The following is a 12120-nucleotide window of genomic DNA, read 5'->3' on the forward strand; positions in this document are numbered from 1 at the left end:
ATAAGCTCCCCACTTAGCCAAAAACAAAAAACCCAGCACAAAGCTGGGTTTTTGAATGCTCAGAAAAACTTACTTTTTCTTCACTGCTTTTTTGTTTGGAAGGTCAGTGATTGAACCTTCAAAGATTTCAGCAGCTAGACCGATTGACTCGTTCAGCGTTGGGTGAGCGTGGATAGTAAGCGCTAGGTCTTCACCGTCAGCACCCATCTCTACTGCTAGACCGATTTCACCAAGCATTTCACCTGCATTGATACCAACCATAGCACCACCGATCACGCGGCCTGACTCTTTATCAAAGATAAGCTTAGTTGAACCTTCAGTACGTGCAGAAGCGATTGCACGGCCAGAAGCAGCCCACGGGAATACCGCAGTTTCAATGCTTAGACCTTGCTCTTTTGCTTCTTTCTCAGTCACACCAACCCAAGCGATTTCTGGATCTGTGTATGCAATTGAAGGAATACACTTAGGATCGAAGTAATGCTTCTTACCAGAGATAACTTCAGCAGCAACGTGACCTTCATGAACCGCTTTGTGCGCAAGCATAGGTTGACCTACGATGTCACCGATAGCGAAGATGTGATCAACGTTAGTCTTCATTTGCTTGTCAGTGCTGATAAAGCCACGCTCATCAACATTTACGCCCGCTTTGTCAGCGTCAATTAGCTTACCATTTGGTGTACGACCAACAGCAACTAGTACTTTGTCATAACGAACTTGGCCTTCAGGTGCTTGCTTACCTTCGAAAGATACGTAGATACCGTCTTCTTTCGCTTCAACAGCAACCACTTTAGTAGAAAGCATTACGTTAAACTTGTCTTTAACGTACTTTTGGTAAATCTTGATAACGTCTTTGTCAGCCGCTGGTACTAGTTGATCAGCAAACTCAACTACGTCAATTGCTGAACCTAGTGAACGGTAAACAGTACCCATCTCAAGACCGATGATACCACCACCTAGTACAAGTAGCTTTTCAGGCACGTCTTTAAGCTCAAGTGCACCTGTAGAGTCGATGATACGCTCGTCTTCAGGAATGAAAGGTAGGCTTACAGGCTGAGAACCCGCTGCAATGATTGCGTTATCAAAGGTCACTGTTTTTGCACCGTCAGCACCTTCAACTGCGATAGTGTTAGAACCTGTGAACTTACCGTAGCCGTTAACTACAGTTACTTTACGCATCTTAGCCATTCCGCCAAGACCACCAGTAAGTTGACCGATCACAGACTCTTTCCATGAACGGATTTTGTCTAGGTCAATTTGTGGAGCACCGAAAGAAACACCGTGAGAAGCCATTTCTGCTGCATCGTCAATTACCTTTGCAACGTGAAGAAGGGCTTTTGAAGGGATACAACCAACGTTCAAGCACACACCACCTAGCGTGTCGCGAGATTCGATTAGTGTAACGTCTAAACCTAAGTCTGCTGCACGGAATGCTGCAGAGTAACCACCAGGACCACCGCCTAGTACAACAACTTGAGTTTTGATTTCGTTGCTCATGTTATTACCTTAACTGTTATTTGAACGGGTTTACTCGTCGAGAGTAGCCGACCCAAAGTGCCTGCCAAACACCCGATTCGGGGCACAGGGCAGAGAGAGTTATTATTGCTCGAAAGTGTATCATTCACACTCTCTATTGTCCCGCCTAATTATCAAGCGGAACAACAAAATACAAGAAAACCGCATCACCTAAGTCATGCGGTTTCTATTCTTACATTACTAGCTGGCGAATATCGCTTAGGTAGTTTGCAAGTGTCACAGTAAAGCGAGCTGCTAGCGCGCCGTCAATGACACGATGGTCGTATGAACAGCTTAGCGGCACCATTAGGCGCGGCTCGAACTCTTTACCATTCCATTTCGGTTTGAAGTCTGACTTAGAAACACCCAAAATCGCAACTTCAGGAGCATTTACGATTGGCGTAAACGCCGTACCGCCGATACCACCTAGGCTTGAGATAGTGAAACAGCCGCCCTGCATATCAGCAGACGTCAGTTTACCGTCGCGTGCTTTCTTGGAAATTTCCATCAACTCGCGTGATATCTCAATGATGCCTTTCTTGTTCACGTCGCGAACAACAGGAACCACTAGACCATTTGGTGTATCAACCGCGATACCGATGTGAACATATTTCTTCAAGATTAAGCTCTCACCATCTTCAGATAGTGAAGAGTTAAACGTTGGGAACTCTTCAAGTGCTTTTGCAGCCGCTTTCATCACGAATACTAATGGCGTGATCTTCACACCCATTTTCTTCTTCTCAGCTAGCACGTTCTGTTCTTTACGGAACGCTTCAAGCTCTGTGATATCTGCTTCGTCAAACTGCGTAACATGTGGGATTTGTACCCAGTTACGGTGAAGGTTTGCACCCGATAGCTTGTTGATGCGAGAAAGTTTCTTCTCTTCTATTTCACCAAACTTGCTGAAGTCTACTTTTGGCCAAGGAATAAGACCAAGCTCACCGCCGCCAGTGTTGCCACCTTTTGCGATTTGACCAGACTCAACTTGCTTAACCAGCTCTTTCACGTAGTTTTGTACGTCTTCTTTTAGTACACGGTTCTTACGACCTGTACCTTTAACGCGAGCTAGGTTAACCCCAAACTCACGCGCTAAACGACGTACCACAGGTGAGGCGTGGGCATACTGTTCATTCGCCACAAAATCATCTTTTTGTGCAGAGGCTTTTGGTGCTTCAGATTTTGCCGCTGGAGCCGCTGATTGAGCTGATTTTGCTTCAGTTTTAGCTGCTGCCTGAGGTGCTGGTGCCGCGCCTTTCACTTCGAATACGAAGATTAAAGAACCCGTTGATACTTTGTCGCCAGCATTGACTTTGATCTCTTTAATCGTACCTGCAAACGGAGCTGGTACTTCCATTGAGGCTTTGTCGCCTTCAACCGTGATAAGAGATTGCTCTTCTTCAACGCTGTCACCAACAGCAACCATGATTTCAGTGACTTCAACTTCGTCGCCACCGATATCTGGTACATGCACTTCTTTTTCAGCTGATGCAGCAGGTGCTTGCTCTTCAGCTGGCGCTTCTGCAGCTTCGGTAGTCGCAGGTGCATCACCGCTACCTGCCACTTCGAAGATGAAGATCAACGAACCGGTTGACACTTTGTCACCCGCGTTGATTTTCACTTCTTTGATAGTACCTGCAAATGGTGCTGGTACTTCCATTGAGGCTTTGTCGCCTTCAACCGTGATAAGCGATTGCTCTTCTTCAACAACATCACCCGCAGCTACTAAGATTTCAGTGACTTCAACTTCATCGCCACCAATATCTGGTACGTGAACTTCTTTCACTTCTGTCTTGCCAGAGGCGCTTGCTTCTGGCTTAGCTTCTTCTGCTGGTTGCTCTGCCGGTGCTTCTTCACCTGCCGCTTCAAAGATCATAATCAAAGAGCCAGTCGATACTTTATCGCCTTCCGCTATTTTGATTTCTTTAACTGTACCCGCCACTGAGGCAGGTACTTCCATTGATGCTTTGTCGCCTTCAACAGTGATAAGCGATTGCTCTTCTGCAACCGTGTCACCTACGCTTACTAGGATCTCGGTTACTTCAACCTCATCGGCACCAATATCTGGAACATGAATTTCGATTGCCATCACTCGTCCTCTTATGCGTAAAGTGGGTTAGTTTTGGTGGTGTCGATATCAAATTTCTTGATAGCGTCAGTCACTACTGATTTTTCAACTTTGCCTTGCTTAACTAGCTCGCCAAGTGCAGCAACTACCACGTAACCGGCATTTACTTCAAAGTGACGACGTAGGTTTTCACGGCTATCTGAGCGACCATAACCGTCTGTGCCAAGCACTTTGTAAGATGCGCTCGGCATAAATGCACGTACTTGATCAGCATAGTTTTTCATGTAATCCGTAGCAGCAATTGCTGGCGCGTCACCAAGTACGCTGGTGATGTAAGCCACTTTTTGCTCTGCTTCTGGGTTAAGCATGTTGAAACGCTCTGCATCTTGACCGTCACGAGCAAGCTCGTTAAATGACGTTACAGAGAATACGTCTGAACCGATACCGTAGTCGTCGCTTAGGATCTGCGCCGCTTTACGTACTTCGTTCAGGATAGTACCCGAGCCCATTAGCTGAACCTGTGCTTTGTCGCCAGTGTAGCTTTCAAGCTTGTAAATACCCTTACGAATACCTTCTTCAGCGCCCTCAGGCATTGCTGGCATATGGTAGTTTTCGTTCATTAGCGTTAGGTAGTAGAACACGTTCTCTTGCTCTGGACCGTACATACGACGAATACCATCTTGCAGAATAACCGCTACTTCAAATGCAAACGTTGGGTCGTAAGAAATACAGTTAGGCACTGTACCTGCTTGAATGTGTGAGTGACCGTCTTCGTGCTGTAGACCTTCACCATTTAGCGTTGTACGACCAGCGGTTGCCCCTAATAGGAAGCCTCGCGCTTGTTGGTCGCCCGCCATCCACGCCATATCACCTACACGTTGGAAACCAAACATTGAGTAGTAGATATAGAACGGGATCATTGGTAGGTCATTCGTGCTGTATGACGTTGCTGCTGCAACCCATGAAGACATCGCGCCTAGCTCATTGATACCTTCTTGTAACACCTGACCAGAGGTTGCTTCTTTATAGTAAGAAACGATATCGCGGTCTTCTGGGCTGTAGTTTTGGCCGTGCGGGTTGTAAATACCGATTTGACGGAATAAACCTTCCATACCAAAAGTACGCGCTTCATCAGCAATAATTGGAACAATGCTCTTGCCGATATTCTTGTCTTTTAACAAGATATTAAGTGCACGAACATATGCCATTGTGGTTGAGATATCACGCTTTTGTTCTTCTAGAAGCGGTTTAAATGCATCTAGTTCAGGTAGCGTAAGCGTTTCTGTGAAGTTAGGTAAACGCTTAGGTGTATAACCGTGAAGCGCGTTACGGCGAGCATGTAGATATTCGTGCTCTTTTGACCCTTCTTCTAGCGTCAAGTAAGGTAGCTCTTGTAATTGCTCATCAGATACCAAGTCATCTAGGCCTAGACGTGAACGTAGGTGTGCTACGTGTGTCATGTCCATTTTCTTAACTTGGTGAGCAATGTTTTTGCCTTCAGCCGCAGCGCCCATGCCGTAACCTTTAACGGTTTTAGCTAAGATCACAGTCGGACGACCTTTGGTGTCTTGTGCCGCTTTAAATGCAGCAAATAGCTTAGATGGCTCATGACCACCGCGCTTCAACGCGAAGATTTCGTCGTCAGTCATATCAGCAACAAGCGCTGCTGTTTCTGGGTAACGACCGAAGAAGTGCTCACGTACGAAGGCACCATCTTTTGCTTTGTAAGTTTGGTAATCACCGTCAACTGTTTCATTCATCAGTTGCAGCAATTTACCCGTAGTATCTTTGGCAAGTAGCTTATCCCAACCAGAACCCCAAACGACTTTGATCACGTTCCAACCAGCACCTTTAAATAGGCCTTCTAGTTCTTGGATGATCTTACCGTTACCCATTACTGGGCCGTCAAGACGCTGTAGGTTACAGTTGATTAGGTAGCATAGGTTGTCTAGCTTTTCACGGGCAGCGAAAGAAATCGCACCACGTGATTCTGGCTCGTCCATTTCACCATCACCAAGGAAGGCGTAAACGCGTTGCTCAGACGTATCTTTTAGACCACGGCCATCTAGGTATTTAAGGAAACGCGCTTGGTAGATAGACGCGATTGGACCTAGACCCATAGAAACCGTTGGGAACTGCCAGAATTCAGGCATTAGCTTAGGGTGTGGGTATGAAGAAATACCGTTACCGTCTACTTCCTGACGGAAGTTATCTAGCTGCTCAGCGCTTAGGCGGCCTTCAACAAATGCACGAGCATAAATGCCCGGAGAGATGTGACCTTGGTAATACACTAAGTCACCACCGTCTTTCTCGTTTGGTGCACGGAAGAAGTGGTTGAAACACATTTCATAGAATGCAGCTGACGACTGGTAAGAGGCCATATGCCCGCCCAGCTCAAGATCTTTCTTCGAAGCACGAAGTACGATCATAATAGCATTCCAACGGATGATAGAGCGAATACGACGCTCAAGGTTCACATCCCCTGGATACGCAGGTTCTTGATCTGCTGGGATTGTGTTGACATAGTTAGTCGTAGTGCCTGTTGGCATATCTACGCCATCAAGACGCGCTTGCTCTAATACTTGCTCTAACAAGAACTGAGCGCGCTCTACGCCTTCTTCTTTTACTACCGACTCAAGCGCCTGTAACCATTCTTGGGTTTCTAGCGCGTCTACGTCAATTTTATTGACTTCAGACATATGGAGTGTTCCTTATGTTTAAAATACGAATTTATTCTATTTGTGCCAATTCTTACTGAATCAAGTCCGATTACTGCTGTTTTGTTCTACGCAGTGAACGTTCTATTCGCGAACGCTCTTTACCGGCTTCTAATAACGCTTCTTCGATAAAGGCTAAGTGGGCGTTACTAGCAAGTCTTGCTTGTTCAGGGTTACCATTGATCACCGCATCTAATAACAACTTTCTGTGCTCACCGAGCTGCTCACTCACGTCTGATTTTTGCACCAAGACCGTTAAGTTTTGCAACACGTTTTGCTCAAGCAGTGACTGCATCCCTTTTACAAGATGAAGCAGGACGACGTTATGTGACGCTTCTGCAACGGCAAAGTGAAAAGCATTAATTGCCCTTGCCTTTTGCATCAGGTCATCACCTATCTCTGCAATATTGTCAAAGCTTTGTTGTACCTTTGCAAAGTCATTCTCTGTGCCCCTGAATGCCGCATAGTAGGCGGCGATGCCTTCTAATGCATGACGAAACTCAAGTAAATCAAACTGAGATTCTGGATGCTTACTGATCAAGTCGAATAACGGATCAGTCAGCCCTTCTTCTAGCTGATTCTTAACATACGTGCCACCACCTTGCCGACGGGTAACAAGCCCCTTAGCTTCCAATTTCTGGATAGCCTCACGAAGTGATGGACGCGACACTTCAAACTGCTTAGCTAGTTCACGCTCAGGCGGCAACTTTGCACCGGGTAATAACGAGCCCTCGAGGATCATATTCTCAAGCTGTTCTAGTATTACGTCGGATAATTTTGCTGCTTTAATCTTTAAAGACATTGAAATAACGCCAATTTTTTATGATGTGACCTAGCCAGATCGCTGACTTATTTTAATCAATTTGGTAAGAATTAACTTCATAGGTAAATTGGTCATACCAAATTTGCACAATACGTTATCAAAATCCATGACAACTGTCAAAATTCAGCCCAATTCAATAATTAGCTGAGTGTAAAAACAACAGTTGGCGTGCATAAACTTTAACCAAGAATCGGGCAAATTTAAAAGGTGATTTAAATGGTCAGACCAGATGCACATATACCATTTAACGTAAAATCAAGCTGCCAGAAAGGCGGTTTGGATAAGGCAAGTCTTAATCTAAAGCGGCCAATGACGATTCAAGATAGTCTTTACGATTGTTGGCTGCAAAGCATGCTCTAAAATCCCACTGAATACACTATTAGGCTTTACGTGTAATAACATTCTTTATGCTTTATATACCGTCAAAATAGGCAACAGGCCATGCAAAACATTAAAAACAAATTTGGATTCTAACTTATGAATGATTTCGCAACGAATCAGGACATTATTTGGTTTTAGCAAAGCCAAAAAGCAATCAATCGGTAAACACACGAGAGCAGCGAGCACGATACTGAGCAACATAGTCTTCATCCGCCCATAGTTTTTTTAGCCCTTCGTTATACAACTCGACATATTCACTATGATGCTTATTGATAAGCAAATAGCCTTTTTGGATAAAAGCGGGGATCGCTTGCGCAGCTAATAACTCCGCTTCTTCAGCTGGCAGTTCCTGCTGATAGGACTTCGCCGATTTTTCGTCCATAATCATAATATCCGCACGGTTTCGTAGGATCAGTGCCACATTTTTACTGGTATACGTGGCATATGAAGTTTTGATTTCAAGCGTCTCTATCGCCTCTAACAGAGAAGGCGGATAAGTTAACCCTTGATTGAGCAACAATCTAAATGGCTTAAGATCTGCGTAACTCGTATAGGTAAACGCTAAATCTCGATGGTGATAAAAGCGTGCAGTTTCTTCCGTAAGTGGGTGTTGAGTGTAAATATAGTCTTTGCTCCTTTGCTCACTGTAATACCAATAAGCACTACCAATGTAAGCCGCCTTCATTCCCTCTTGATAGGCGCGTTCCCAAGGCATAAATAAAAACCGGACTTTGATATCAGAGAGCGCAAAGACATCTCGGATCACAGCAGCCACACAGCCTTGATCTTGTTTCGCTTGATCTAAGTACGGCGGCCATTGCCCCGTCGTAATATTCACCTGAGTATCAAGCGCGCTCGCACTCCCTCCCACACAACACAGTAAAATCAACGGCCAAACTACTTTCATCTGTATGCTCTGTTATTTTTTCAAAAAGTATAGGCAACGAATTAGATTATGGGTACATTGTTGTAGAAAAAAGAATGGCAAATAATGCAAACGATATGCTATGACACACTAAAGTAGATGTTATTTAATGCCATGGGAGTAAGCCGATAATCAAATTACCCATTGCCAAGTTTACCGATAATCGAGTATAACCAGAGTCTCTGGGCATGTATTATACAAGGATATCACTTTGGTTTGGCGGGTCTTTGTCCTACTACTTATCATCACGCTGATATTGTTTGCGCTTTATTTTATCTACCCAAGTGCAGCAGCAAACTCGATAAGGTCTATCAAGCCTTTATTGACTGAATTAGGCATACAGCTAGACGCCCATACCGAAAAACATTTAAGTCAGCCAGACACCACTACTCACCTAACGGTTGCATCACCAAAAGCAACAAGACAACAGCTACCTGAAATACCAGAAAAAACCTTTTATAACCTAAACGGGCACAGTGATATTGTTAATATGTTCAGCGATATCTCAACACCTACCTGTGGAGCACTAAAGCGCGAAGTATTTTCCTTGCAAACGCAATTCAACGACATTGAAAATTTTAAACTTAATCTAACGGGTGAGCCCGTGAGCCCTTATGTTGAGTATCAGGCGCAGCAAGCCCTCAACGTGGTGTATATGATGTTTAAGCACTTTTTTAACCAGCTAGCACACAAAAAAGCCTTATCTCCCATCCAGTTGAACATGCATATTGCCGCCAATGACGCTGACTACAATGAACTAATTCTCTCTCGCGATGCAGAGCCCGCAGGCACCTTGGGTATGTACTTTTTATTTCAAAACCAAGGCGTTATCAATGGCGGTCGCACAGAAGAAGAAACGCTAAGAACGCTCATTCATGAGTCCGTGCACGCCCTCGTTTTTTACTATTTCGGCGTAACCCCTCGATGGGTAACGGAAGGCTTAGCCGAGTATTTTGAGCACCTAAGAATCACCGAAACAGGTCAATTTTCGGTTTACCTCTCTGACGAAGATTGGTTGACGAAAGAAGGAATTTTGAAATCGCGCTTTGCCAAACTTGATATTAACACCCTATTCAATAGCGAAAATCAGTGGCAAACCATGCAAAGTGCCACCTTATATGCCAATAGTTACCTGTTTACGGGATTTATGGTCGAGCACAACAGCAACGCTTTTTTCGAGTATTTACGACAAGAAAGCAGCAATCCGTGCAATATTGTACCTGCACAAAATATCGAGCAGCTCTTTCGTAATTTTAATGAAAACGTCGAATCACAATTTGAGGGATGGCGTAACACACCTCGCCAAATTCAACGTGGCGCATGGCAATAACTCTTCCTATGAGGGTATAGCAATTAAGCTGTTTGTAACAATGACAAAAAACTATCAGCATAGCCTCCTAATTAGCATTGCAGATAGTTTTGTAGGGAGGCGGTTCACCCGCCGAGAAGTGTGCTTTTCGGGTAGTCGTAGCCCACGGATAGGCGTCGAAACCTGTCAGGTGGACGGGCTGAATTCACGATAAATTTCGAGAAATCAGCCGTTAGCAAAATAAACCTCCATGTTTAATATCAAAGCGCATCCATGCGCTCCTCGTTCATTCTTTTTAAACGACGAAAAAGAACGAACCAAGAAAATGTCGCCCCAACATCACACTCAATCCTCAAATCCTAAGCCGATATAGTGCAACCGTCTTGTAAGGCACGTCCATGATGCCAGACAAGACTTAGCCGACATCCTATCGGCACATTGCATATCGGCTTAGGATTTTCGGGTGTGATGGAGGGGGAATAAAGTTGCTTGTGGAATTTCCACTTTCTCAGTAGCAATAGAGTAGTTTATAAGCTCAAAAGCGGCTCCAGCCTCACAGTGTAAATAGCGTTGTGGGAGGCGCTTTACCCGCCGAGAAGTTATGCTTTTCGGGTAGTCGCAGCCCATGAATGGGCGTCGAAAACTGTCAGGAGGACGGGCTGACTTTACGATAAATTTCGAGCTATCAGCCGTTAGCAAAATAAACCTCCATGTTTAATATCAAAGCGCATCCATGCGCTCCTCGTTCATTTTTTTAAAACGACAAAAAAGAACGAACCAAGAAAACGTCGCCCCAGCATCACACTCAATCCTCAAATCCTAAGCCGATATAGTGCAACCGTCTTGTAAGGGTGAGGTTGCCAAAGCCACTGCCTTTTACTGTGATATTACCTTGGCTTTGAATGAGTTGACTTCCCGCCGGGGCGGTGATGGTAAGGTTGTTGTCTGCCTTGAGCTTTATATCACTTTGGATAACACTGCGATGGCTGCGACCCGCCTTAAGGGGGATATTTTGTGTGGAGCTTAAGCCAAGGCTCTTGAATTTTGTGGTAAATATATCGAACAAGATATTGCACGATGTATATGCTAACTGTCATGTGCTGTCCTTTGCGTAGAACTGGTTTATAACTTGATTTCAGACTTTAAAAAGTCGTAATAAAAAAGCCCGTCCTCTCCATGATCTTCAAAAATTTCTTTTCCGGCTAACATATAGGCCTTAAGTAAAGCATTTTTACTGCGCTCTTTATCACCTAACTGATAATGACACTGGCCAGCTCTAAAGTGAATAAATGGGTTGTCGAGTGCTTCAGGGTAGTTTAATGCATCCAGCATTGAATCTAGGGATTGTTGATATTCATCAAGCATATAATAACTATCCCCAATAGATACTTTAAGCCAAACGGCTTGCTCCCAATCTTCATCTGGATCAGCGAGTAAATCGAAGGCTTTTTTCCAGAGTGTCATTGCGCCTTGAAAATCTTCTTCATCAAAAAGGTCATTGCCTTGCTCGCAATACTCTTCTATCTGGTCATGTACATTCATTGGTTATACTCATTAAAGAAGGTTTTGTATTTCTTAGGTTGTTCTACAAAGCATCTACCCCGTGAAATAGAATTGGCTTTAGCAAACCATTCATATGCTTGTTTAAAGTTACCCATTTCAAATAATATAATTCCTTTTATGAAGCTTGGGCTATCATCATATGAAATGCAAAAGTCTGAATTTAAGTACTCATCAATTAGTGCTTCGGCCTCAGCAAGCTTCTCGATCGTAATAAAGTGTTCACAAGCAGAAGTAATAATAATTAATGATTCTGACCACTGGCTCTTCGGTGAGGGGATTAATTCGATAGCTTCTTGCATTGCAACAAATGACTCATCTATTTTTCCTCTGTCTCTAAACTCCAGAGAACGATTAAATTTTTCATTAATCTCATCACTTAATCTTTCATCTAATTCTTTCATTTTTTCAACTTATTAATTGGGGATAAATAGGTTTCTTTTAACTTAGCTCCCGCTGAACGGTTTAGGCTGTAATGGTCCAATGTATAGTTATTTGGGTCAAGCATCCACTTCCTAACTTCTTTCGACTTTGTGCCATGTCTGCTTGCGACAGCGGGTGCCAATTTCCTTTGCTGTCTTTAAACTGAGTTTTACCGAATTTATCTCTTATCTTACCTTCTTTACGCATCCTAGCAATGACCTCTTTACCAGTGCGAGATGTTTTACTTGGTGTTTTTCCAAGGTATTTCAAGCGGTTCGATATCTTACGAGCTTTCTTAGTTTTTGTATTATTTGAACTATTGTTTTTAGCCCCCGGCAGCTCATTCCCTTTTGGCGGCTCCAACTCATCGGCTTTGGCTTTGGTGGGCTTGTCGGTAACGCCTCG

11 protein-coding genes and 1 pseudogene are annotated in these 12120 nt (G+C 44.1%); 2 read left to right on the forward strand and 10 right to left on the reverse strand.

The features are described 5' to 3' along the window. Positions 1–69: 69 nt before the first annotated feature. From lpdA to pdhR, 4 genes are all read right to left on the reverse strand, one after another. Complete coding sequence (gene lpdA, locus EXT47_RS13255; RefSeq protein WP_010607389.1) at positions 70–1494, reverse strand: dihydrolipoyl dehydrogenase; 1425 nt, start codon at positions 1492–1494, stop codon at positions 70–72. Positions 1495–1705: 211 nt separating this feature from the next. Continuing rightward, entirely contained in the window at positions 1706–3598 is a 1893-nt protein-coding gene (gene aceF / locus EXT47_RS13260; RefSeq protein WP_130126792.1) for a pyruvate dehydrogenase complex dihydrolipoyllysine-residue acetyltransferase, read from the reverse strand. 11 nt (positions 3599–3609) lie between these two features. Beyond that, entirely contained in the window at positions 3610–6276 is a 2667-nt protein-coding gene (aceE, locus tag EXT47_RS13265) for a pyruvate dehydrogenase (acetyl-transferring), homodimeric type (RefSeq protein ID WP_130126793.1), read from the reverse strand. Between the two features lie 70 nt (positions 6277–6346). After that, the gene (gene pdhR, locus EXT47_RS13270; RefSeq protein WP_130126794.1) at positions 6347–7096 is read right to left on the reverse strand and encodes a pyruvate dehydrogenase complex transcriptional repressor PdhR; all 750 of its coding nucleotides are present in this window, start codon (positions 7094–7096) and stop codon (positions 6347–6349) included. A 237-nt stretch (positions 7097–7333) separates the two neighbouring features. On the opposite strand from pdhR, the gene EXT47_RS23850 reads away from it, so the two are divergent. Continuing rightward, positions 7334–7477 (forward strand): hypothetical protein, encoded by a 144-nt coding sequence (locus tag EXT47_RS23850; RefSeq protein WP_165383814.1) that lies wholly within the window; start codon positions 7334–7336, stop codon positions 7475–7477. Positions 7478–7652: 175 nt separating this feature from the next. Here EXT47_RS23850 and EXT47_RS13275 read toward each other — a convergent pair whose 3' ends face one another. Further along, complete coding sequence (locus EXT47_RS13275) at positions 7653–8405, reverse strand: ABC transporter substrate-binding protein (RefSeq protein ID WP_039491890.1); 753 nt, start codon at positions 8403–8405, stop codon at positions 7653–7655. A gap of 229 nt (positions 8406–8634) precedes the next feature. Between EXT47_RS13275 and EXT47_RS13280 the strand changes: the two genes are divergently transcribed. After that, entirely contained in the window at positions 8635–9753 is a 1119-nt protein-coding gene (locus EXT47_RS13280) for a DUF1570 domain-containing protein (protein WP_039491888.1), read from the forward strand. A 784-nt stretch (positions 9754–10537) separates the two neighbouring features. Here EXT47_RS13280 and EXT47_RS13285 read toward each other — a convergent pair. The 5 genes and pseudogenes from EXT47_RS13285 to EXT47_RS23965 all read right to left on the reverse strand — a co-directional run. Next, on the reverse strand, positions 10538–10798 hold the full coding sequence (locus EXT47_RS13285; RefSeq protein ID WP_130126795.1) for a hypothetical protein: 261 nt from the start codon (positions 10796–10798) through the stop codon (positions 10538–10540). A gap of 56 nt (positions 10799–10854) precedes the next feature. Next, positions 10855–11274 carry a tol-pal system YbgF family protein gene (locus EXT47_RS13290; protein WP_039491886.1) on the reverse strand — a complete coding sequence of 140 codons (420 nt, stop codon included), beginning with the start codon at positions 11272–11274 and terminating at the stop codon, positions 10855–10857. Next, the gene (locus EXT47_RS13295) at positions 11271–11696 is read right to left on the reverse strand and encodes a hypothetical protein (protein ID WP_039491885.1); all 426 of its coding nucleotides are present in this window, start codon (positions 11694–11696) and stop codon (positions 11271–11273) included. Before EXT47_RS13295 ends, EXT47_RS13290 begins: the two co-directional genes overlap by 4 nt. Beyond that, a complete protein-coding gene (locus EXT47_RS24240) occupies positions 11693–11800 on the reverse strand; it encodes a hypothetical protein (RefSeq protein WP_306419069.1) in 108 nt (35 codons plus the stop codon). The genes EXT47_RS13295 and EXT47_RS24240 overlap by 4 nt, the downstream gene beginning before the upstream one ends. Then, positions 11758–12120, reverse strand: a pseudogene (locus EXT47_RS23965) (hypothetical protein); the annotation flags it as partial. The pseudogene EXT47_RS23965 and the gene EXT47_RS24240, both read right to left, overlap by 43 nt.

Origin of the sequence: Pseudoalteromonas sp. CO342X (assembly GCF_004208915.1) — a bacterium.
Lineage (GTDB): Bacteria > Pseudomonadota > Gammaproteobacteria > Enterobacterales > Alteromonadaceae > Pseudoalteromonas > Pseudoalteromonas maricaloris.